The organism is Guptibacillus hwajinpoensis, assembly GCF_020171785.1.
Classification (GTDB): domain Bacteria; phylum Bacillota; class Bacilli; order Bacillales; family Guptibacillaceae; genus Guptibacillus; species Guptibacillus sedimenti.
Genome location: NZ_JAIVAE010000007.1, coordinates 37243 through 58597 on the forward strand (window position 1 = coordinate 37243; position 21355 = coordinate 58597).

The 21355-nt window shown below is 40.6% G+C and carries 25 protein-coding genes and 1 riboswitch; of the genes, 18 read left to right on the top strand and 7 right to left on the bottom strand.

Translation table 11 applies throughout. The features are described from left to right. Positions 1-36: 36 nt before the first annotated feature. The 9 genes from sufB (at position 37) to LCL91_RS11180 (ending at position 9849) form a co-directional block, all read left to right on the top strand. Entirely contained in the window at positions 37-1434 is a 1398-nt protein-coding gene (gene sufB, locus LCL91_RS11135) for a Fe-S cluster assembly protein SufB (RefSeq protein ID WP_194218983.1), read from the top strand. Positions 1435-1605: 171 nt separating this feature from the next. Next, positions 1606-2460, top strand: coding sequence for a DUF72 domain-containing protein (locus LCL91_RS11140; RefSeq protein WP_224882419.1), 855 nt, complete (start codon positions 1606-1608; stop codon positions 2458-2460). An 11-nt stretch (positions 2461-2471) separates the two neighbouring features. Next, positions 2472-3293, top strand: a complete 822-nt coding sequence (locus LCL91_RS11145) for a sulfite exporter TauE/SafE family protein (RefSeq protein ID WP_224882420.1) — start codon at positions 2472-2474, stop codon at positions 3291-3293. 15 nt (positions 3294-3308) lie between these two features. Next, positions 3309-4697 carry a bifunctional metallophosphatase/5'-nucleotidase gene (locus LCL91_RS11150; RefSeq protein WP_224882423.1) on the top strand — a complete coding sequence of 463 codons (1389 nt, stop codon included), beginning with the start codon at positions 3309-3311 and terminating at the stop codon, positions 4695-4697. 84 nt (positions 4698-4781) lie between these two features. Continuing rightward, positions 4782-5084, top strand: a complete 303-nt coding sequence (locus LCL91_RS11155) for a YunC family protein (RefSeq protein WP_224882424.1) — start codon at positions 4782-4784, stop codon at positions 5082-5084. A 141-nt stretch (positions 5085-5225) separates the two neighbouring features. Next, the gene (yunB, locus tag LCL91_RS11160; protein ID WP_159784581.1) at positions 5226-6005 is read left to right on the top strand and encodes a sporulation protein YunB; all 780 of its coding nucleotides are present in this window, start codon (positions 5226-5228) and stop codon (positions 6003-6005) included. 71 nt (positions 6006-6076) lie between these two features. Next, positions 6077-6257: riboswitch (Lysine riboswitch) on the top strand. 149 nt (positions 6258-6406) lie between these two features. Continuing rightward, a complete protein-coding gene (locus LCL91_RS11170) occupies positions 6407-7981 on the top strand; it encodes a Na+/H+ antiporter NhaC family protein (RefSeq protein WP_224882425.1) in 1575 nt (524 codons plus the stop codon). A gap of 235 nt (positions 7982-8216) precedes the next feature. Next, positions 8217-9743, top strand: coding sequence for a sodium-dependent transporter (locus LCL91_RS11175; RefSeq protein ID WP_159784572.1), 1527 nt, complete (start codon positions 8217-8219; stop codon positions 9741-9743). A gap of 1 nt (position 9744) precedes the next feature. Then, the gene (locus LCL91_RS11180) at positions 9745-9849 is read left to right on the top strand and encodes a methionine/alanine import family NSS transporter small subunit (protein ID WP_098444849.1); all 105 of its coding nucleotides are present in this window, start codon (positions 9745-9747) and stop codon (positions 9847-9849) included. A 37-nt stretch (positions 9850-9886) separates the two neighbouring features. On the opposite strand, the gene LCL91_RS11185 is transcribed toward LCL91_RS11180, so the two are convergent. Next, entirely contained in the window at positions 9887-10873 is a 987-nt protein-coding gene (locus tag LCL91_RS11185) for a M23 family metallopeptidase (protein WP_224882426.1), read from the bottom strand. A 183-nt stretch (positions 10874-11056) separates the two neighbouring features. Here LCL91_RS11185 and lipA point away from each other — a divergent pair, with 183 nt between their 5' ends. Then, positions 11057-11944 carry a lipoyl synthase gene (gene lipA / locus LCL91_RS11190; RefSeq protein WP_098444848.1) on the top strand — a complete coding sequence of 296 codons (888 nt, stop codon included), beginning with the start codon at positions 11057-11059 and terminating at the stop codon, positions 11942-11944. 48 nt (positions 11945-11992) lie between these two features. Here lipA and LCL91_RS11195 read toward each other — a convergent pair whose 3' ends face one another. Then, on the bottom strand, positions 11993-12652 hold the full coding sequence (locus LCL91_RS11195; protein ID WP_224882427.1) for a YhcN/YlaJ family sporulation lipoprotein: 660 nt from the start codon (positions 12650-12652) through the stop codon (positions 11993-11995). A 125-nt stretch (positions 12653-12777) separates the two neighbouring features. Here LCL91_RS11195 and LCL91_RS11200 point away from each other — a divergent pair, with 125 nt between their 5' ends. Next, the gene (locus LCL91_RS11200) at positions 12778-13083 is read left to right on the top strand and encodes a YutD family protein (RefSeq protein ID WP_159787681.1); all 306 of its coding nucleotides are present in this window, start codon (positions 12778-12780) and stop codon (positions 13081-13083) included. Between the two features lie 11 nt (positions 13084-13094). Here LCL91_RS11200 and LCL91_RS11205 read toward each other — a convergent pair whose 3' ends face one another. Continuing rightward, on the bottom strand, positions 13095-13364 hold the full coding sequence (locus LCL91_RS11205; protein WP_224882428.1) for a hypothetical protein: 270 nt from the start codon (positions 13362-13364) through the stop codon (positions 13095-13097). Between the two features lie 48 nt (positions 13365-13412). Further along, positions 13413-13685: a DUF3055 domain-containing protein gene (locus tag LCL91_RS11210; RefSeq protein WP_098444844.1), complete on the bottom strand. Its 273-nt coding sequence runs from the start codon at positions 13683-13685 to the stop codon at positions 13413-13415. 154 nt (positions 13686-13839) lie between these two features. Here LCL91_RS11210 and LCL91_RS11215 point away from each other — a divergent pair, with 154 nt between their 5' ends. Then, positions 13840-14286 carry a DUF86 domain-containing protein gene (locus LCL91_RS11215; RefSeq protein ID WP_224882429.1) on the top strand — a complete coding sequence of 149 codons (447 nt, stop codon included), beginning with the start codon at positions 13840-13842 and terminating at the stop codon, positions 14284-14286. Positions 14287-14455: 169 nt separating this feature from the next. Further along, a complete protein-coding gene (locus LCL91_RS11220) occupies positions 14456-15220 on the top strand; it encodes a TIGR01457 family HAD-type hydrolase (RefSeq protein ID WP_224882431.1) in 765 nt (254 codons plus the stop codon). Positions 15221-15251: 31 nt separating this feature from the next. On the opposite strand, the gene LCL91_RS11225 is transcribed toward LCL91_RS11220, so the two are convergent. Further along, positions 15252-15749: a phosphatidylglycerophosphatase A family protein gene (locus tag LCL91_RS11225; protein ID WP_160920723.1), complete on the bottom strand. Its 498-nt coding sequence runs from the start codon at positions 15747-15749 to the stop codon at positions 15252-15254. Positions 15750-15918: 169 nt separating this feature from the next. Here LCL91_RS11225 and LCL91_RS11230 point away from each other — a divergent pair, with 169 nt between their 5' ends. Further along, positions 15919-16914 carry a hypothetical protein gene (locus LCL91_RS11230; protein WP_224882433.1) on the top strand — a complete coding sequence of 332 codons (996 nt, stop codon included), beginning with the start codon at positions 15919-15921 and terminating at the stop codon, positions 16912-16914. A gap of 44 nt (positions 16915-16958) precedes the next feature. Here LCL91_RS11230 and LCL91_RS11235 read toward each other — a convergent pair whose 3' ends face one another. Further along, a complete protein-coding gene (locus tag LCL91_RS11235; RefSeq protein WP_142329613.1) occupies positions 16959-17180 on the bottom strand; it encodes a NifU family protein in 222 nt (73 codons plus the stop codon). A gap of 236 nt (positions 17181-17416) precedes the next feature. Here LCL91_RS11235 and LCL91_RS11240 point away from each other — a divergent pair, with 236 nt between their 5' ends. Both LCL91_RS11240 and LCL91_RS11245 read left to right on the top strand, forming a co-directional pair. Further along, positions 17417-17725 (top strand): DUF1462 family protein, encoded by a 309-nt coding sequence (locus tag LCL91_RS11240; protein WP_159784554.1) that lies wholly within the window; start codon positions 17417-17419, stop codon positions 17723-17725. Positions 17726-17847: 122 nt separating this feature from the next. Further along, entirely contained in the window at positions 17848-18195 is a 348-nt protein-coding gene (locus LCL91_RS11245; protein ID WP_224882435.1) for a DUF898 domain-containing protein, read from the top strand. A 91-nt stretch (positions 18196-18286) separates the two neighbouring features. Here the strand turns inward: LCL91_RS11245 and LCL91_RS11250 are convergent, their stop codons facing one another. Then, on the bottom strand, positions 18287-19351 hold the full coding sequence (locus tag LCL91_RS11250; RefSeq protein WP_224882437.1) for an NAD(P)/FAD-dependent oxidoreductase: 1065 nt from the start codon (positions 19349-19351) through the stop codon (positions 18287-18289). A gap of 212 nt (positions 19352-19563) precedes the next feature. Between LCL91_RS11250 and LCL91_RS11255 the strand changes: the two genes are divergently transcribed. Next, positions 19564-19794: a DUF1450 domain-containing protein gene (locus LCL91_RS11255; RefSeq protein ID WP_224882439.1), complete on the top strand. Its 231-nt coding sequence runs from the start codon at positions 19564-19566 to the stop codon at positions 19792-19794. A gap of 238 nt (positions 19795-20032) precedes the next feature. Further along, on the top strand, positions 20033-21256 hold the full coding sequence (locus LCL91_RS11260; protein WP_224882440.1) for a NupC/NupG family nucleoside CNT transporter: 1224 nt from the start codon (positions 20033-20035) through the stop codon (positions 21254-21256). The last annotated feature ends 99 nt before the right edge of the window (positions 21257-21355 follow it).

Here is a 21355-nt window from a genome sequence, read left to right on the forward strand (position 1 = left end):
AACACTGACATGTGTAATGTCAAGGAGGGAAATAGAATGGCTAAAAAAATGCCTGAAGTTGGCGAATACCAATATGGTTTTAGTGATAAAGACGTTTCAATTTTCCGCTCAGAGCGCGGTCTGACTCCTGAAATTGTGAAAGAAATTTCACGCATGAAGGATGAACCTCAGTGGATGCTTGATTTCCGCTTGAAATCACTTGAGCATTTCTACAGCATGCCAATGCCTCAATGGGGTGGAAACCTTGCTGATCTTGATTTTGATGAAATTACGTACTATGTAAAGCCTTCTGAGAAGTCTGAACGTTCATGGGATGAAGTACCAGAAGAAATCAAAGCAACATTCGATAAGCTTGGTATTCCTGAAGCGGAGCAAAAATACCTTGCGGGTGTTTCTGCACAGTACGAATCTGAAGTAGTTTACCATAACATGCAAGAAGACCTTGAGAACATGGGGATTGTCTTTAAAGATACCGATACGGCTCTTAAAGAAAACGAAGATCTTTTCAAAGAATACTTCGCGAAAACAATTCCTCCAACGGATAACAAGTTCTCAGCTCTTAACTCTGCTGTATGGTCAGGCGGTTCATTCATCTACGTTCCTAAAGGTGTGAAAGTCGATACACCGCTACAAGCATACTTCCGAATTAACTCTGAGAACATGGGTCAGTTCGAGCGTACGCTTATCATCGCTGATGAAGGTTCTTCTGTCCATTACGTTGAAGGTTGTACTGCACCGGTTTATACAACTAACTCTCTACACAGTGCTGTAGTTGAGATCATTGTTAAGAAGGATGCATACTGCCGTTATACGACGATTCAGAACTGGGCTAACAACGTGTTTAACCTTGTTACGAAGCGTGCAGTTGCGGAAGAAAATGCTACGATGGAATGGATCGATGGTAACATTGGTTCCAAACTTACAATGAAGTATCCAGCTGTTATCTTAAAGGGTGAAGGCGCTCGTGGTATGACGCTTTCAATCGCTCTTGCTGGTAAAGGACAGCACCAGGATGCTGGCGCTAAGATGATTCATTTAGCACCTAACACTTCTTCGACAATTGTTTCGAAATCTATTTCAAAACAAGGCGGTAAAGTAACATACCGTGGTATCGTTCACTTTGGCCGCAAAGCGGAAGGTGCTCGTTCAAACGTTGAGTGTGATACGCTTATCATGGATAACGAGTCGACTTCTGATACAATTCCTTACAATGAAATCCTTAACGATAACATTTCTCTTGAACACGAAGCGAAAGTATCGAAGGTTTCTGAAGAGCAGCTCTTCTATCTTATGAGTCGTGGTGTATCTGAAGAAGAAGCAACTGAAATGATCGTAATGGGCTTCATCGAACCATTTACGAAAGAACTACCTATGGAATATGCGGTTGAAATGAACCGTCTCATTAAATTTGAGATGGAAGGTTCAATCGGTTAAACTTCCATTCCCAACGAACCGGATTTTCCGGTTCGTTTTTTCTATTAGATCGGCTTCAAAGTGGGCATGATTGACGTTATCTTGAAATAGTAGAGGGGGATTTTCCCTTGCTATTTTCGGGTAATGATATGAGAATAAAGTAAGAGAATCAATGAAGAGAGGAAGTATTGCATGATTTACATAGGTGTAACAGGATGGGGCGATCATGATGATCTATACCCACCAGGTGTAAAAAGCAATGAAAAACTTTCGATATATGGTTCACACTTTCCTACTGTTGAAGTTGATTCGTCTTTTTATGCTGTGCAACCGGCTCGAAACTTTCAAAAATGGGCTGATGAAACGCCTGAGGGCTTTCAATTTGTTGTGAAAGCTTATCAGGGAATGACGGGTCATCAAAGAGGAGATATTCCTTTTGAGTCGCGTGATGAAATGTTTCAAGCGTATAAGGAATCGCTTCGCCCGCTTCAAAAAGCAGGGAAGCTTGCGATGGTGCTATTTCAATTTCCACCATGGTTTGACGTGAACAAAGAAAATGTGAACATCTTGAGAGACTGCAAAGAGCGGATGGGAGACATTCCATGTGCTGTCGAATTTCGGCATCAGTCTTGGTATCATGAAGCATTTCGTGAGAAAACACTGAGCTTTCTAGAAGCGCAAGGATTCATTCATACCATATGCGATGAACCTCAGGCAGGAGAAGGATCCGTTCCATTAGTGATGGAAACCATACATAAGGATCACGTTCTTGTGCGTCTTCACGGAAGAAATACGAATGGATGGACGAATCCAGGGAATCGTCATAACTGGCGAGAAGTGCGTTACCTGTATGATTATAATGAAGAAGAATTGCTTGAATGGAAAGAGCGAATCCTAGAATTAGAAAAAGAATGCAATGAAGTGTTTATTCTATTTAACAATAACTCAGGTGGTCACGCTGCAAATAATGCAAAGTGGATGATTCAAATGCTTGGAATTGAGTATACGAATTTAAATCCTAAGCAACTTGATCTTTTTGACCTGTAAGGAGCTATACAATGCTAATGTGGATACTGTTATTTATCATTGGTCTAGCTGCTGGAACGATTGGTAGCCTGGTCGGTCTTGGCGGGGGGATTATTATCGTTCCTGTGCTTCTGATTATTGACCAGTACACAAATTGGCTTCCAGTCTTATCACCACAAAAAATAGTTGGAAGCTCAATCGTTGTCCTTGTCGCCATCGGACTTTCTTCTACCCTCGCCTATATGAAAAAGAAAAGCGTGGATTATAAAAGTGGCGCTCTTTTTTTTCTAGGCAGTGGTCCAGGAGCAATTCTTGGGGCGTGGCTGAATAAATTTATACAGGTTGATTATTTTTCCATCTATTTTGGGGTATTTATGGTGCTTGTTTCCATATTATTAATGGTAAGGAACCGTTTACGTCCGATGAAGTTGAATGGGCAATTTCAACGCTCGTATACGGATTCAGATGGAGTACAAGTAAACTATACCTTTTCTGCTCTTGCAGCTGTGATCGTTTCGTTCGTTGTTGGCGTCATTTCCGGTCTTTTTGGAATAGGTGGCGGGTCTCTCATGGTACCGGCGATGATTCTCTTATTTGGATTTCCGACAACAGTTGCGGTTGCGACCTCGATGTTTATGATTTTTCTTTCAAGTATAACAGGTACCCTGACGCATTTAGCGCTTGGTAACATTCAGTGGTTTTTACTACTCGGATTAATTCCAGGGGCCTGGATTGGAGCAAAGTGCGGATCGTTTATTAACCAGAAACTTTCGGACAAAACCATCGTGGTGATTTTAAGATGGATGTTAATCATTGTCGGTGTCCGACTTATCTGGCAGGGAACGATGGGGTAAGAAAGGAAGAGTGTCTTGACTTCTAGAACATTACAATTTTATTATACGAACGATCTTCACAGTCATTTCGAAAACTGGTCCAAGGTGTCGTCTTATCTCAAAGAGAAGAAGCGCATGCACGAGCTTCAAGGCACACCCTATCTCCTTCTCGATTTAGGAGACCATTCTGATAAGGTTCATCCAATGACTGAGGGAATGGTTGGAAAGGGCAACGTTCAGCTGTTGAATGATCTTCAATACGACTACGCCACAATTGGCAATAATGAAGGCATTACGTTTTCAAAAAAAGAGCTAGAAGCGCTGTATACGGAAGCTAGTTTTGAGGTGCTTGTGGCGAATCTCTATCATCAAGATGGCACAAGACCCGCATGGGCGGCCCCTTATAAAATTCATGAGTTAAACGGTGTGAAAGTGGGGATCATTGGCATTACGATTCCGTATGAGCAATTTTACTCGCTATTAGGTTGGAAAATCGATTCGCCATATGATTTTCTACAAGCTATGATTGATGAAGTTCGGCAACACTCAGATATTGTCGTGCTGATGTCTCATATGGGACTAGGCAATGACGAACAAATGGCACGAGAGATGAATGGCATTGATATTATTATCGGTGCTCATACCCATCATGTATTGAAGCATGGGATGCTTGTAGAGGACACGCTCATTACACAGGCAGGGAAAAACGGGAATTACGTTGGAGAAGTGACTGTTTGCATCGATATGGACACAAAGGAGATTATGGATAAAGAGGCGTATGCAATTTCGGTTCGAAATCGGAAAGAAGATCGTTCAACTTTTGAAATGATTCAACGATTAAGTATAGAAGCGCAATCGATGCTAGAAGAAGTTGTCTGTCGACTTGAGCAACCCCTTGAATCTGAGTGGTTTCAACGGTCGGTTTTAGCGGATGAATTAGCCGCTGCCCTTCGTGAATGGTGTCATGCAGATATTGGCATGATTAATGCCGGTATGCTCCTTGATGGATTACCAGAAGGACATGTCTCACGAGAAGATCTCCACCGCATTTGTCCTCATCCCGTAAACCCTTGTAAAGTGATCTTAAGAGGAAGTGAGTTACGCGAAATCATTTCCCACGCGATGTCAGATGAAATCGTGAACTTAAGTTTTAAAGGACTAGGATTCAGAGGAGAAGTGATGGGCATCATGGCATTCGACGGTCTTGAAGGGACGACGGTTGAGATGGAAGATGGACTTCGTCATGTCACTGACGTTCTTCACAATGGTCAGCCACTCATATCTGATCAAGAATATGCCGTGGCCACAGCTGATATGTTCACGTTTGGTAAATTCTATCCACAAATGAAGCATGCAAAGAAGAAGTATTATCTTCCTGAAATGCTTCGTGATCTTCTTGCCTGGCGTCTTGAGAATAGGCATTAAAACTTTGTACGTATGATTGTCAAACATGCTGTTGGGTTCATATAGATATAGTGATACTCATTCAGGTCAGGAGGCGGGAATGACGTGATCACTATGACACCAATTATGATTGATGGTCATCCGTTTACAGCAGTTAGTATGCAGCTTCCAAAAACAAATTTTCTGGCGGTCATGAATGAAAATGGCTATATTATGTGCGGCGCACTGGATATTGCCTTACTTAATGAGAAGTTAAGTGACCGGAAGATTATTGCAGGAAGAGCTGTAGGCGTAAGATCGATTGATCAGCTGCTTGATGCCCCACTTGAATCTGTTACGCTTGAAGCAGAAGCACGAGGCATTAAGGTCGGCACCAAGGGCAGAGATGCCATGCTTAAGATGATGTGAAAAAAGCCGTAGCTAATTTGCTTAGGCTTTTTTCTTTTTTTATTAGAAAATCATATTAATAAGGAAGCAGCATTCTGGAGAAATTGTCCATACTTCTCTCTTTCATGGCATATACATGAGGAAGAGAAGGGAGGGTTCATGGTGTTTCGAACTCGTAGAAAATTCTTTAGGAAGGGGCCGCTTCCCTTTCGTTATGTATTTGTCATCTCCTTCTTACTATTCATTTTTATGACGGTCCAGGGGCTATGGATCGTTGAAAAAGGAATAAAGCCTACACTGATTGAAATTGCCCGTACAGAGACGAATCGGATCGCAACAATAGCGATTAACGAAGCCATTAATCAGAAGATGGCTGAAGAAGTAGATAATTATCAAGATTCGTTAATAAAAGAAGTGACTGATAATGAAGGAAAGTTGGTGCGAGTTCAGATCAATCAAAGGGCAGTTACTCAGGTGCTTGCCCAATCAACTGAAAAAGTACAGCGATTTCTAAAAAGTGTGGAAGACGGAACGTTAGATTACTGGGCGGAACAAAATGGTGTGGAGCTTGAAGTAGATGATCAAACATCGTTAGATAATGGGATCATTCATTATATTCCAATTGGCCAGGCGTTTGATAACACGTTACTTGCCAATATGGGACCAAAAGTTCCTGTGCGTTTCACAGCGATCGGTGAAGTGAAATCTGATTATAAAAGTACAATTGAACCAGTTGGTATTAATAATATTTCTGTCGACATTCGGGTTCATATTGAAGTGAAAGTAAAAATCGTTATCCCATTTGCGACGGATTCTGATGTGGTGACGACGGATATTCCCGTTTTGTTAACGATTATTCCAGGTGAAGTACCAAATTTCTATAACAATGGTTCAGAAGGTGGGTTACCTACTCCATCTATTCAAATTGATGATATGGAATAATCTACAATTGCAGGATGAGAGAAAGTAAGGTATACTTTAAAACTGAACTTAATATTGTTCCTTATCTTATACGATGAGGTAGAGGAGCAGATCCTCATGAGTACGTGTTGGGAGAATGACACCAATGATCAGCATCGAAAGGGAGATCTGCCGAAGCATAAATAACGGTCACATTATTTATGTTGGGGCGGCATTGAAAAAGTGTCGAACTGTCATTATGAGTCTAACTTGTAATGGAGAACTACTGATCGGGGTGGACACTTAACATTGACTCGGTGAAGCGAGCAATGATAGGACCAATCCTATCATTGCTCGCTTTTTTGCGGTTAAATACGACGAGAAAGCTGAGGGTAGGCGTCCATTCCGATTATGATGATCAATCATTTATTAGGAGGATATTCATGGAGAATTCAATTCTATCCATTATTCCACCACTCATCGCTTTGCTGATGGTAGTGGTGACAAGGAAAGTGCTTCCTTCTCTCGGAGTGGGAATTATTCTTGGTGCACTTATGATCAACAATTGGAGTGTGCCAGGATCATTAAATGAAATTTATACAATCGTGAAAGGTATTTTTATTGATTCCGAGAGCGGTGGCTTAAATACTTGGAACATGTACATTATTTTCTTCTTACTTTTATTAGGAATGATGACAGCCTTTATCTCGATCTCAGGTGGAAGTCGTGCCTTTGGTGAATGGGCGATGAAACGCGTCAAAACAAGAGTTGGCGCACAGCTTGTAACAGCCGTATTTGGTATTATTATTTTTATTGACGATTACTTTAATTCGCTAGCCGTTGGTAATGTGAGTCGACCGATTACGGACAGGCATCATGTATCAAGGGCAAAACTTGCTTATATTATTGACTCCACTGCAGCACCGATGTGTATTATTTCCCCGATTTCAAGCTGGGGTGCTTATATTATCGCACTTATTGGTGGCGTACTAGCAACACATAGTATTACAGGGGTTGGCGCATTAGAAGCGTTTATCAGAATGATTCCAATGAACTTATACGCTCTTTTTGCTCTAGCTATGGTTTTCTTTGTGAGTTATTTCGATATCAACTTAAAAGCAATGAAGGTTCATGAAGATCGTGCCCAGAAAACTGGTGATGTTCTTGATCCTGATCAAGGTGCCGTACCTGGTCAAACAACAGGTCTTCCTGAAAGTGAAAAAGGGAAAGTAGCAGATCTTGCATGGCCGATCATCATGCTGATTGCAGGAACTGTGGCGTTTATGATTATCACAGGCATCCAGGCGGTGAGTGGAACAGATACAGCAGTAACCGCTTTGTCGATTTTTGAAAACACGGATGTTGCCGCATCGCTTCTATATGGTGGATTAATTGGGCTTGCAACATCTCTCATTTTCTTCTTTATGAAACGAATGGGCGGTGCCGTGCTTGGTAAAGGAATATGGGAAGGAATTAAGTCAATGCTTCCGGCGGTATACATTCTTTTCTTTGCGTGGACGCTAATTGAGATTATTGGAAGTCTAGGAACAGGAAAGTATCTTGCAGGTCTAGTAAATGACCACATTATGATCGGCTTCTTGCCTGCCATTTTATTCTTGCTTGCAGGCGTAATGGCCTTTGCAACAGGTACTTCGTGGGGAACATTTGGCATTATGCTTCCAATTGCGGGGGAGATTGCTGCGGCAACTGATCCTACTTACATGCTGCCAGTTCTTGCAGCTGTCCTTGCCGGAGCTGTCTTCGGTGATCATTGTTCACCGATCTCAGATACAACCATTCTTTCTTCCACAGGGGCAGGAAGTCACCATATCGATCATGTGATGACTCAGTTGCCTTATGCTTTGCTCGTAGCAGGAATATCATTGCTTGGCTACCTTGTTTTAGGATTTACAGGTAGTGCGATTATTGGATTTGTTGTCACAGCCGTTTTCTTTGGAATTCTCGCTTTTATCCTGAAAACAAAGTATGCCAACAGACCGGTTGAAGCGGCAAAATAATAATGAAACAGGAGGTATTTCCTCCTGTTTTTTTATGTTTTCACACAAAAATAGAGAGATTTCTATGAAAAATTGAACGATTCATACCAAAAAAGAAAAAAGATTGTTTTGACAAGGACATACGTACTAGATATACTATAAACAAAATAATCTGAATTTACTTAAAAGTCTTAACCTTTTTCTGGAAGGGGGCTTATAGTGAAAAGGGTTTAATTTGTTCAAGGGGGTAATTCATTTGGAAAATCGTGCGCAATGGGGAACAAGGGCTGGATTTATTTTAGCTGCAGTTGGATCAGCGATAGGTCTAGGAAACATTTGGAGATTTCCGGCTGTTGCTTATGACAATGGTGGCGGGGCATTTTTTATACCTTATTTATTTGCATTACTAACAGCTGGAATCCCAATTTTAATTCTTGAATTTACAATAGGGCATAAGTTCCGTGGATCAGCGCCACTTTCGTTCTTTCGAATGAATAAAAAGATGGAGTGGCTTGGCTGGTGGGGCGTTATTGTTGCCTTCGTTATCTCGACATACTACGCCGTAATTATTGCGTGGGCGATCTCGTATAGCTATTTTGCTTTCAACCAGAGCTGGGGTTCAGATACAGAAGCGTTCCTTTTTAACGACTATTTGAAATTGACGGTTGATCCTGGACAAACAGGTAGTATCGTACCAGGCGTATTTCTTCCGTTAATTGCTGTATGGATTATCACATTAGGCGTTCTTCTTGCCGGTGTTAAAAAAGGAATTGAGCGTGCAAACAAGATTTTCATTCCTACTTTAATTGTTCTTTTCTTAATTATTGTCATCCGAGCAGTGACGCTTCCTGGTGCTGCTGAAGGACTAAATGCTTTCTTTACACCGAATTTTGACAGCATTACATCTGGTAGTGTATGGGTTGCTGCCTATGGACAAATCTTCTTTAGTTTATCAATTGCTTTTGCTATTATGATTACTTATTCTAGTTACTTACCGAAGAAGTCAGATATTACGAATAACGCCTTTATTACTGGTTTCGGTAACTCAGCATTCGAATTACTTGCTGGTATTGGTGTATTCTCAGCACTAGGTTTTATGGCCCAACAGCAAGGACTTAGCGTTGGAGAAGTAGTGAGCGGTGGCGTAGGACTAGCTTTTGTAGTCTTCCCACAAATTATTAATGAGTTCCCAGCATTGAACGGTTTGTTTGGCTTCTTGTTCTTTGCATCACTTGTTCTTGCTGGATTGTCTTCTCTTATTTCCATTTCAGAAACGTACGTTGCAGGGGTTTCTGAGAAATTTGGCATTTCTCGTACAAAAGCTGTGTTAATTGGTGGAGGAATTTCTTCCATTATCTCCATTTTATTTGCAACTCAAGGTGGCTTGTTCTTCCTAGATGCAGCGGATTATTTCATTAACCAGTTCGGTATTGCATTTGTTGGTCTTGTAGAAGTAGTCGTTGTTGCGTGGGTGCTTCGTGAGCTTAATACGCTTGAAACACATGCAAACGGCATTTCAGATATTTCGCTGAAGTACTGGTGGAAAGCATGTCTTGGCGTTATTACTCCGTTAGTACTTGGATACATGATGTTTGATCTGTTTAAAACGAATCTTCTTCGTCAATTTGATACGCCTACTGGAAACTATGAAGGTTACTCAAACGGCTTTATCCTTTATAGCGGCTGGGCTGTCGCAGGGTTCGCCATTCTGGTTGGAATTCTATTCAGCCTAAAGAAATGGGATGCGAAAGTAGAGCAGCAAAAGTATAAGGAGGTAAGCTAATATGGGTGGTAGTGCGATCTTTATGATGATTGTTGGAATGGTTATTATCTGGGGAGGACTTGCAGCAAGTATTCTAAATGCTGTTAGAGTCTCAAAAAAACAATGAAACTAAAAGAAGAACTAGCGCGCTAGTTCTTCTTTTTTTAGGATTTTTTTCGCGCTCTTTCCTGGCGTTCCCAAAGTCGTAAAGAAGGATAAGGATCATATGACCATTCTGTTCTTCCGTTATCTTTATAAATACCGTAATGCAGGTGCGGTGGAAATTTCCCGGCTGTTCCTTTAGGGCCATATCCTGAGCTACCAACGTAGCCAATGATCTCACCAGGCTGAACAACGCTTCCCTTCTCAATCCCTTTTTCAAAACCGTTTAGGTGTGCATAGTAGTGGTAATTTCCATCAATATCCCGGATGCCAATCCGCCAACCACCATATTCATTCCATCCTTTTGTTTCAACAGTTCCATAACTTGTGGCTTTAACACCAACACCATAAGAAGCAAAAATATCTGTTCCTTCATGAATGCGAAGGCCACCCCAACCTCGTCGGTCACCCCACGTGCTTCGGTAGCTGTAGTTTGCGTGCAGAGGGACTGGAAAGGCATGTTTATCAAGCTTTAGCGTTTCGAATCGTTTGTAAACAGCGCTATTGCTTGTAATGGTTCGAACTGCCTGATCGCGGTGATAAAAGTCCCATAATCCAATTTGTAGGTCTTCGAACGAAGTTCCGTATTTTTGCAAGAAGTCACCAATCGTATAAAGAAGATCTTCATCATTCGTTCGGTCTGCTTTACCATCACCGTTCCCATCAAGTCCTATGCCGCCAAAAAACGAAATCGACTCTGTGCTTGTATCTTCCTTATTCGGATTTGCTGCGCCCGTCCATTTTTCTGGAGCAATGTAAATGGCTATAGCTCCTTTTTCACGAGGAATATCTTTTTGAGACCTCCTAATGCTTCGTTCATATTGATCAATTCCGGCGTAAAGATACCATGGAACTTGCGTGACGGCTTCCATCTTATGAAACAGCATCATGCGTTCGTTCCTTAATTTATCTTCATCTACTTCAGCAGAAAAAACAGTAGCTGGTATGAGAAAGAAAAGAACAAGGATAAGAAAACTGCATTTTCTCAATCGTTTCTTCTCCTTTCGTTATTTGTCATTACACTTAGTGTGCATTTCAAATCGCAAATCATTAGATCTAAATAATGGAAGGTCTAAAGTCTTAATCGTCACGAGATTCACACTTTTTATGGAAATCCATGGGGCAACTATGGTATTCTTTAATACAGAAAAGTGATAGGTGAGGTGAATGTATTGAGTAAGAAAGAAGAGTATCTAAGAAAACCCGAATGGTTGAAAATAAAATTAAATACGAACGAGAACTATAAAGGTCTTAAAAAGATGATGCGTGAGAAGAAACTACATACGGTCTGTGAAGAAGCGCGTTGTCCTAATATTCATGAGTGCTGGGCAGTACGTAAAACAGCGACATTTATGATTCTTGGTGATGTTTGTACGCGAGCGTGCCGTTTCTGTGCGGTTAAAACAGGTCTTCCAACAGAACTAGATTGGGCTGAACCAGAGCGTGTTGCTGATTCGGTTGAACAAATGGGCTTAAAGCACGTTGTCATCACGGCAGTAGCCCGAGATGATTTGAAAGATGGCGGTGCAGCTGTATTTGCTGAAACGGTTCGAGCTATTCGTAGAAAAAATCCATTCTGCTCAATTGAAGTTCTTCCTTCTGACATGGGTGGTCAATACGAAGCGCTTGAAACCCTTATGGACGCAAAACCGGATATCATGAATCATAATATTGAAACAGTGGAGCGTTTAACGCCAAGAGTGCGTGCGCGTGCAAAATATCGTCGTACTCTTGAGTTTCTTCAGCGTGCCAAGGAAATGAACCCTGAGATTCCGACAAAATCAAGCATTATGCTGGGACTAGGTGAAACAAAAGAAGAAATTATTCAAACATTGGATGATCTTCGGGCACACGACGTTGATATTGTGACACTTGGCCAATACTTACAACCTTCGAAAAAGCATTTAAAAGTTGAAAAATATTGGACGCCACAAGAATTTCTTGAGTTAAAGGATATTGCATTGGAAAAAGGATTTAAGCACTGTGAATCAGGTCCAATGGTACGTTCTTCTTATCATGCGGATGAGCAAGTTAATGCCGCGAAACAAGCAACAAATTAAGTTAGTTTTAGAAAAACCAGAAAATCGGCCTGCTGAGGGCCGATTTTTTTACTTCGACATCATTTCCTTACCGCCTGTATCGTTTAAATCCTCATTCATTTCACCTTTCATTTCACCGTTCTCATTCTCTCCATCACTCACTTTTTTGCCTTGTGGTGCTTTTTTCATTTTAGAAATGGTTTCCTCAATGCTTTGATCTAAATCCCCTGTTGCCGCAGAGGCATTTTGATACCGTTCAACTTCCGCAATCATTCCTTCTTCGTCTGAAACATACACATGGTAATACCTTGGGATAACGGAAAGGGCTGTTTTCTTAACTTGATCAGCGGTTGCATCACGGTCTTTCGAAGTGGATTTATAGGCGATTAACACTTCTTCATCTGTCACTAGCGTTGCCACATCATTCACATAAGGAAGCACGATGGCCATCGAGCCGATCATATCAGACATACGATCACGATCGAGGTAAGCAATGTTTTCAGGTTGCTTTTGAGAATTCATGTTGTTTGTATTTCGTGTGTGGCGAATGTAACCAAATCCGCCTTTTTTGGCCTTTTCCTGAGAGTTTGCCGTATTCATTCCGTACTCTTCTGGATCGGTTTTAACCGGTGTTAAATCTGCATGATCAAAGGAATCAGTCGCATTTTCTCCCTGACATGCCGTAATTCCGATTGCAAGTGGCAGTATAAGCAATATGTGTTTTTTCAAATGTCTTCACCTCCATACTGTTATCATGACCGAACTAAGCTTCTTTTTTCCTGGTATTACTTGGACAATTCCAATAAAAAAGGTATCATTAGACTAATGAGCCCATTTGAAATGAGGGAAGTAGCATGATAAAAGTGAATCAACATACATTTGAGTTGATGAAAGATGAAAGAGAAGGATGGAACGAAGAAGCTTTTCTTGCTCGATATAGTGAGATTCTAGATAAATACGACTATATTGTCGGAGACTGGGGATACGGTCAGCTTCGATTAAAAGGATTTTTTGATGATCGCAATCAGAAAGCGACATTTGATACAAAATTCAGCACGGTGCTGGATTATTTATATGAATACTGCAATTTTGGCTGTCCTTACTTTGTATTAAAAAAGCAAAAGAAAGAAAATCCTAAGAAGCAACAACAAGAAGCATAAGCCGAGTAGGCTTATGCTTTGTATGGTTTTTCAGAGTCCTTGTTTGGATCATCGTGTGGTGGATGGGAACCAGGGTACTGACGAGGTAAGTGTTGGTGAAGGTTTTTATTCTCGTAGTTAAACGCACTGTAAGATCGCTGCCCTTCTCGCCATGGCGTCGTTTTACCCAGCTTTTTATTTACCGGTGAACCATATGGACCTTCAGGGGTATCTTCTGGAAGGACGTAATTTCTTCCTTTTTCTACGTTAGCAAAGTCTTGATAATCTTCATCATCAAACATGAATAAACACCACCTTAGGAGGTAGTGTATTCATTGCTAACTAAAATATTAGTGACTTAGAACTTCTCTCAAGAAGTTGCGAAGTTCTTCGGCATCTTCCTCATTGAGAGAGTAGGCATGCTCGAGGTTTCCTGGCTCATTTAGATCATCGTGGCCGATAATTGCAAATTTGCCTCCCTGAATATCGAGGACTAACGATTTTCCATAAAAGCGATCTGATTTTACAATACAAAGGTCAAAACGATGATTGCTTCCCATAAAGCACACGAACCTGGCTTCAGTAGCCTCCTGTTCGTCGTAGATGAGTCGTTCATCTTCCATCATAGCACCCTCCTTTTCTAGTTAACGCTATCATACCATCTTATGAAGCGTTCTCATACAAGCTTTCAATAGAAAATGTAAGCTTTTGCATTTTAGGATATGATACACTAAAGAAAAGTATTTATATCGATTGGATTAGAGGCAGGTGTATTCTATGTACTTTGTGGATCGTAAGAAGATTGAAGAACAACTCATTTATTTTGATAAAATGATTAGGATATTAAAAGAAAGTTCTTTTGAGACGGAACTTCAAATGCTTGGATTAGAGAGACTTCATCATGTTTTTATTGAAAGCATGATCGATGTCGGAAACAGCATGATCGATGGTTTTATTATGCGAGATCCGGGTAGTTATGAGGATATTATTGAAATTTTATCTGATGAAAAAGTGATTTCCTCTGAGAATGCTGTTCGGTTAAAAGAAGTAGTGGGTATGAGAAAACCGCTTATGCAGGAGTATGTGAACACTCAACATGGCCCATTGGAGCAAAACCTTCGGAAAAATCTCAGTGCACTTGAGCAATTTCCTGCTGATATTAGAAAGTACTTAACGCAAGAATTGGGCGCAGTCTCAGCTTTTCTTCCAGACAATCATCGTTAAAACTTGAATAATCGAAGCATGTAAAGAAAGAAGGGTGTTTTTGATGAGAGGTAGTAAAAACTGTGAAAAGCAGCTAACGTTATGCATTAAAAACACGACAAGGGAACCGCTTTCGATAAATGAAAGCGGTTTTCTTATGGAATGGATAAATAGAAGGAGGAAGTAAAAAATGAAAAACTATAAAGGTTATTTAATTGATCTAGATGGCACGATGTACCGTGGCACTGAAAAGATTCATGAGGCAGTTGAATTCGTGAAGCGTTTAAAGGAAGCGGATATTCCTTATTTATTTGTGACGAACAATTCATCAAAACGGAAAGAACAAGTGTCTGAGAAGCTTGAGGCATTTGGTGTTCCTTGCACGCCAGATCATGTGTTTACAACAAGTATGGCGACAGCAAGCTATATCTCACATGAGAAGAATGATGCATCGGTGTATGTAATCGGTGAAGAAGGGATTCTCGATGCGTTAACGGATGAAGGACTAACGCTTCAAGACGATCATCCCGATTACGTTGTCGTTGGCATTGACCGCTCAATTACTTATGAAAAATTTGCTAAAGCTTGTATTGCCGTTCGAAACGGGGCTACGTTTATATCAACTAATGGCGATATTGCGATTCCAACAGAACGTGGATTGCTACCTGGTAATGGTTCATTAACTTCAGTGGTTTCTGTTTCAACAGAAACGGATCCGATTTTTATTGGAAAGCCTGAACCGATTATTATGGAACAAGCTTTGGCACAACTCGGTACATCTAAGGAAGAGACGTTAATGGTAGGGGATAATTACCGTACAGATATCCTTGCAGGCATTAACGCAGGATTAGATACCCTGCTTGTGCATACGGGTGTCACGACGAAAGAGCACTTGGAGTCAGTGGAAAAGCTCCCAACGTATACCATTCAAACATTAGATGAATGGAGCATATAAAAACGCCCCCGGAGGGCGTTTTTATATTGGGTTATTCCGTTTTTTGTGCTCGATGTGCAAGACGACTTGAGGCGGCTGCTGCAATCGCGCCAACAATATCATCGAGGTATGTGTGACATTCACCTGTCGTCTTATCATTTAATCGTTCTAGAATACCTGGCTTTTGCTTATCGATAAAGCCATAATTCGTAAAACCTATCGAACCATACACGTTGACGATTGATAAAGCAATAATTTCATCGACACCATATAACCCTTCATCTTTCATTAAAATATCTTGGAGCGGTTGATCAAGAAGTTTTTTCTCCGTTAATTCATCAAGTTGGATGCCAGTTAATACTGCATTTTGAACTTCTCTTTTTGATAACACGCGTTCTACGTTCTGGATACATGTTTCTATCTTAAGGTTAGGGTGATATTTTTCTTGAAGGTAAAAGACGAGGTCTGCGATATCTTTGATCTCGACTCCACGTTCTTTTAATTTACTTCTCGCTGCTTTTTCTACAAGGTCCATATGTTCTTGGCCCATTCTTGTCCCACCTAACTTTATAGTAAATTGGTATTGGATAGAGTTGATTATATTAGTATATGGTGAAGGGCGGAGGAATATGACAGTTATGTTCAGTTGAATCGATTACACCGATTGGGCGCCTTAGGCATATAGTACAAATACAAAGACGAAATGCCGGAGGGTTAGCATGCTGGAGCGGGAGATTTTTCATCAATATGGAATTGTTGTGGATCAGCAGAATGAGGAAAAAGGTGGCTACTTACTTAGGGGTTCAGATCAATCAGAATTTATATTGAAACGGGCACAGTTAGAGCAGGAAAGTGAATTCCCTTGGTATGTTATGGTGGCCAATTATTTTAATCACCAGAATGAACCAACGATGTTGCCAATTGCTTCAAGAAGAGGGAAGTATATTGAGACGATACAAAATGAAGCTCACGTTCTTTATCAAAAACCGTTTCAACGTCACACTTATCATAGTGACGGCAGTCGGCTGGCACTCTTTCATCGAAAAGCAGGTAATCTTCTAGTGGCTTACAATGATTTACCGGAAATTCAACCATGGCAAATGAGATGGCAGTTCAGAATGGATCAGCTTGAATCGTTTCGAGAAGAATTGAAAAATCAGGCACAGCCTCATCGAGAATTTGATACATGGTTTATTGAAACGTTTCCTTATTACTCTGGCTTAGCAGAAAATGCGATTCAGTACATCGTGGACTGCGGGATTGATACAGGAACAAATCCATTTCAAGTTAGAACCCTCGCGTTTAACCGGTATACAGCGAAATATCGCCGGAATTCAGAAGGACTGTTTCCAAATGATTTTATATTAGACCATCCAGCTAGAGATCTTGCCGAATGGATTCGATATGAGTTGGTAGAAGGAGAAGGGAACTTTGAAACAATCAGGCAGTTCTTGTGGGATTATCATGAACGTCGGTCGCTGAATCAAATGGACTGGAATCTCTTATATGCACGTTTGCTTTTTCCGCTCCCTTATGTGGAGACGGTTGAGCATTATTATAGTGATGGCAATTTGAAAGAGAAAGAACGGAGCTTTCTAAACTTAAAGAAATTTGTGAGAAGAGAAGGTGAGCGAGAGGAAGTTTATCGTTTGTTATTTCAAGAGTTGATGGGGGATTACGGGAGCCAAATGAGACGAGTGGATTGGCTAAGTTAAAACAAAAAATCCCCTCTAGTCTAGAGGGGATGGATGTGTTTGGTTTAAAATACTTGCTCGAGTTCTGTTACACCAGGAACTTCTTCAAGTAGTGCACGTTCGATTCCTGCTTTAAGTGTAATTGTGGAACTTGGGCAGCTGCCGCACGCTCCCATTAGACGTACTTTAACTACGCCGTCTTCGATGTCTACAAGCTCTACGTCTCCGCCGTCACGCAGGAGGAATGGACGCAGTTTATTCAATACATCTTGTACTTGCTCTTGCATCATTCATCGACTCCCTTCATACTTCCATTATACTAATGATGATGTGAAAAATCTATGTGTTATTGTGGAATGATTATTATTCTCATCTTACTTTATCATGGTATGAAATCAGATTCAAGATGGAACATCTAGGGAAATGATTGCAAGTACTAAAAAAGGCGAATGGTTCTTTTCTGTCTCAATGGAATAAGGTACAATAAAGGTAAATGGATTGAATAGAAAGGACGTTTTTCATCATGGAGGAAGTACTTGTCTATGGAGCAGGCGAACGTTGTGCAAGTTGTGTGAACCTGCCTTCTTCAGAAGAAACGGCTGAATGGTTAAAAGCTGCCCTTGATCGGAAATACCCGGATCGACAAATTGCCGTTCGATATATTGATATTCATAGTCAACTCTCAGGAGCAGAAGCGATTTTTGCCGCTAAAGTAATTGATGAAGATCTATTTTATCCCGTCATCGTCGTTCAAAATGAGATTGTTTCAGAAGGAAATCCAAGGTTGAAAGATCTCTATGCTGTATTGGAAGATCAATCAGCTACGGCATAAAAAGGCAAGAAGAGCGAGTTGAAAGCAACTTGCTCTTTTTTTTGCTTTTGAGAAGGAAACAAATGGATAATTAGAGAAGATAAGGAGGTTGTTATTATAAATTTATTTAGGAGAGATGATAATTGGAGACAGGATCAGTCACGGAAATTCGATTACAGCGAGGAGAAACAAGCTCATACTTTGACGGTGGACTATTCCAGCTTATTGGCTACACTTTGTTAGGGTGGATCGTTACGGTCATAACGTTAGGGATTTGTTTTCCATGGTCTTACACAATGATTTATTCATGGAAAGCAAGACATACGGTAATTGGTGGAAAACGACTTCGGTTTGATGGTACTGCATTGCAGCTTTTTGGTAATTGGATAAAATGGTGGCTTTTAACCATTATAACTTTAGGAATCTATAGCTTCTGGTTATATATTGCTCTTGAAAAGTGGAAAACGAAGCATACACACTTTGTAAATTAAACAAAGTATCTGTTTGTTGATTACACATATACTTTATTTTTTTGAGTTTTATCAAGAAACCCCTCCACTAATGTAGTAGAGGGGTTTTGAATTAACCATTATGATTTTTATACATCCATAAGATCCCTGACTTAAGTAGACGCGGTACTCGACCAGTGAGTGGTCGATTCGCCATCACGCCAAAGCCATGTTTACTTCCGAGTGAGCCAAGCGTTCCTTTGATCTTAATCGGTGGAAGAGCTGGCGGTGTTTCATTTTTCCATTGCTTTTGTAGCACAAGGGCAATTTGTTCAGCCTGTTCTTCAGCAAGCTGAGCACTTGGTGCATGTGGCAAACTGGCGCAGTCGCCAACTACAAAGACATTGTCGTGATTTGGAATAGAGTGGTAGTCATTCAGGATAATCCTCTGCTGTGGATCTTTTTCTACGTCTAGCTCACGAACAATTTTGTTTGGCTGAATGCCGGCCGTCCAAACAATTGAGTCACAGTGAACGGGTTCTCCATGATTAAAAAGGGTATTCGGTTCTACTTTTGTTATATTGGATTCACTAACCACCTCAACACTGCGTTCTTCAAACCAGGACTGTACGTACTTTCCGAGTCTTTCAGGAAAAGCGGAAAGGATGGTATGCCCACGATCAAATAATTTAACTTGAAGATCGGGTCTGCTCTCGTGAAGTTCACTAGCAAGCTCAACGCCACTCAAGCCAGCTCCAACAATTCCAACAATTGAGTTTGCACCGAGGTTATTCAAGGTTTCATATGTTCTTCTGGAAGAATCAATGGTTTGAATACTTAACGTATGAACATCTGCACCTGGTACATTGTGATATTTATCTTCACAACCTAGGCCAATCACAAGGGTGTCGTATGCTAGGGTTTCATCATCCTTCAAGTGAATTTCATTAGCATCCATGTCAATACTTTCGATTTCACCATATTTGATTTCAAGTTTTTGATGGACTGGGAATTGGACGCGTATGTGGTGATCACTTGCTGTGCCGGCTGCAAGCGCGTAATATTCCGTTTTCATACTATGATAAGGATTTCGGTCAACAAGCGTAATCGTGAGGTCTTCTGGTAAATCAGATGAAAATAATTTCTGTAGAATGCGCATACCACCGTATCCGCCGCCTAAAAGCACTAGCCTTTTCATGATAAGAGGTCCCCTTTGATAAAATTCAATAACGCTGTCTTCCTATATAATGTAGAGAAGCTAAAGAAGAAGTTAAGATTTAGGAAGAAATAAGGAAGCGACACGCGCTATACTATACTTATACATTTGAATGTTTTATGACAGTTAAAAGTATAGCGAAACTGAGACTTATGTACAATAACATTTCTGAAATGCGTAGCTGGGGGAGTGGTATGAAAATGAAAACAATCGAATTTTGTGCTGGTAATGTAAGAGAAAATCGAAAGGTATGGGAAGTATTCGAGAGAGTACCAGGAGTTCAATTAATTGATTATGGTTGCCTTGGTTATTGTGGGAATTGCTACAGTGAGGCGTTTGCGATTGTTGAAGGTCGCTTAATCAATGCTGAAACGTCAGAATCTCTAATTAAAAAAATTACGCAAAAATTAAATGAGGACAATTAAGGGCTTTCATTGCTCATATTCTGTGTTATAATGACAAAGGTTCATTGAAGTCTGATAGAGAGAGAGCAGACTTTTTATTTTCCGCTTATCTGCGAAAAATGTCGAATTTTCAGACGACTAAAAAAACTGTTTGTAAGCGCTGTATTTAGCTGAATGCTATAATATTTCTATTTTAAATCTGGTAATGGGGTAGCCTATGCTTATAAACGGATACAATATTTAACGAGGGGTGTAAAATATGCAAATACTATGGGGATTTGGTGGTATGGCTGTACTTTTTGCCATTGCCTTAATCTTTTCAACAAACCGCAAAGCGATTAACCTTCGTACGGTGCTAGGAGCACTTGCAATTCAGGTCGCATTTGCATTTGTGGTACTTAAATGGGAAGCGGGTAAGGCAGCTTTAAAGCAATTATCCTTATTCGTTCAAGATATTATTGGCTATGCTAATGAAGGAATTGGATTCCTATTCGGTGGTTTAATTGGTAATGAAGATATTGGGATGATCTTTGCATTTCAAGTTCTAACCATTATTATCTTCTTCTCTTCTCTTATTTCAGTTCTTTATTATCTTGGTATTATGCAATGGGTCATTCGTATTCTTGGTGGAGCGATCTCATGGGCACTTGGAACAAGTAAAGCGGAATCTTTATCAGCAACAGCGAATATCTTTGTTGGTCAAACAGAAGCACCGCTTGTGATTAAACCTTACTTGGATAAAATGACGAAATCTGAGTTATTTGCCGTTATGACAGGTGGACTTGCTTCTGTTGCCGGCTCTGTATTAATTGGTTATTCTTTGCTCGGTGTACCGCTTGAGTATCTCCTAGCGGCAAGTTTCATGGCAGCGCCAGGTGGTCTATTAATGGCGAAGCTGATTATGCCTGAAACAGAAACACCAGAAACAGCTAAAGAAATTAAAATGGAAAGAAATGAAGATCACGTTAACGTGATTGACGCTGCGGCACACGGTGCATCAGACGGACTGAAACTTGCTTTAAACGTTGGAGCTATGCTTCTTGCATTTATCGCTTTAATTGCGCTTTTAAATGGCTTGCTTGGTGCAGTTGGCGGTTGGTTTGGTGCAGGTGGCTTAACCATTCAGCAAATTCTTGGGTATATCTTCTCACCACTTGCGTTTGTAATTGGTGTTCCATGGCAAGATGCTGTCCAAGCAGGTAACTACATTGGACAGAAGTTGATTTTGAACGAATTTGTGGCTTTCTCTTCTTTCGGACCGGAAATCAGTGCTGGGAATCTATCTGATAAAACAGTGGCGATTATTAGCTTCGCTCTATGTGGATTTGCAAACTTCTCATCTCTTGCAATCCTATTAGGTGGACTAGGCGGTCTTGCACCGAAACGTCGTCCGGAAATTGCAAAGTTTGGAATGCGTGCGATCTTAGCTGGTACCCTTGCAAACCTGTTAAACGCAGCAATTGCGGGTATGCTTATTTTCTAAGTTGAAAGCCTCTTTTAAAGGGGCTTTTTTTTATGGTAATTTTATCATTTCGTGATGCTAATTCAAGCAAACCATTGTTGTAATTTTATAATTTTACGA

What these genes read in the sequence shown, in the direction of transcription:
- sufB (WP_194218983.1), top strand. Translation starts at nt 37, where the DNA reads ATGGCTAAAAAAATGCCTGAAGTTGGCGAATACCAATATGGTTTTAGT.
- LCL91_RS11140 (WP_224882419.1), top strand. Translation starts at nt 1,606, where the DNA reads ATGATTTACATAGGTGTAACAGGATGGGGCGATCATGATGATCTATAC.
- LCL91_RS11145 (WP_224882420.1), top strand. Translation starts at nt 2,472, where the DNA reads ATGCTAATGTGGATACTGTTATTTATCATTGGTCTAGCTGCTGGAACG.
- LCL91_RS11170 (WP_224882425.1), top strand. Translation starts at nt 6,407, where the DNA reads ATGGAGAATTCAATTCTATCCATTATTCCACCACTCATCGCTTTGCTG.
- LCL91_RS11180 (WP_098444849.1), top strand. Translation starts at nt 9,745, where the DNA reads ATGGGTGGTAGTGCGATCTTTATGATGATTGTTGGAATGGTTATTATC.
- LCL91_RS11200 (WP_159787681.1), top strand. Translation starts at nt 12,778, where the DNA reads ATGATAAAAGTGAATCAACATACATTTGAGTTGATGAAAGATGAAAGA.
- LCL91_RS11205 (WP_224882428.1), bottom strand. Translation starts at nt 13,364, where the DNA reads ATGTTTGATGATGAAGATTATCAAGACTTTGCTAACGTAGAAAAAGGA.
- LCL91_RS11210 (WP_098444844.1), bottom strand. Translation starts at nt 13,685, where the DNA reads ATGGAAGATGAACGACTCATCTACGACGAACAGGAGGCTACTGAAGCC.
- LCL91_RS11215 (WP_224882429.1), top strand. Translation starts at nt 13,840, where the DNA reads ATGTACTTTGTGGATCGTAAGAAGATTGAAGAACAACTCATTTATTTT.
- LCL91_RS11220 (WP_224882431.1), top strand. Translation starts at nt 14,456, where the DNA reads ATGAAAAACTATAAAGGTTATTTAATTGATCTAGATGGCACGATGTAC.
- LCL91_RS11225 (WP_160920723.1), bottom strand. Translation starts at nt 15,749, where the DNA reads ATGGGCCAAGAACATATGGACCTTGTAGAAAAAGCAGCGAGAAGTAAA.
- LCL91_RS11230 (WP_224882433.1), top strand. Translation starts at nt 15,919, where the DNA reads ATGCTGGAGCGGGAGATTTTTCATCAATATGGAATTGTTGTGGATCAG.
- LCL91_RS11235 (WP_142329613.1), bottom strand. Translation starts at nt 17,180, where the DNA reads ATGCAAGAGCAAGTACAAGATGTATTGAATAAACTGCGTCCATTCCTC.
- LCL91_RS11240 (WP_159784554.1), top strand. Translation starts at nt 17,417, where the DNA reads ATGGAGGAAGTACTTGTCTATGGAGCAGGCGAACGTTGTGCAAGTTGT.
- LCL91_RS11250 (WP_224882437.1), bottom strand. Translation starts at nt 19,351, where the DNA reads ATGAAAAGGCTAGTGCTTTTAGGCGGCGGATACGGTGGTATGCGCATT.
- LCL91_RS11255 (WP_224882439.1), top strand. Translation starts at nt 19,564, where the DNA reads ATGAAAATGAAAACAATCGAATTTTGTGCTGGTAATGTAAGAGAAAAT.
- LCL91_RS11260 (WP_224882440.1), top strand. Translation starts at nt 20,033, where the DNA reads ATGCAAATACTATGGGGATTTGGTGGTATGGCTGTACTTTTTGCCATT.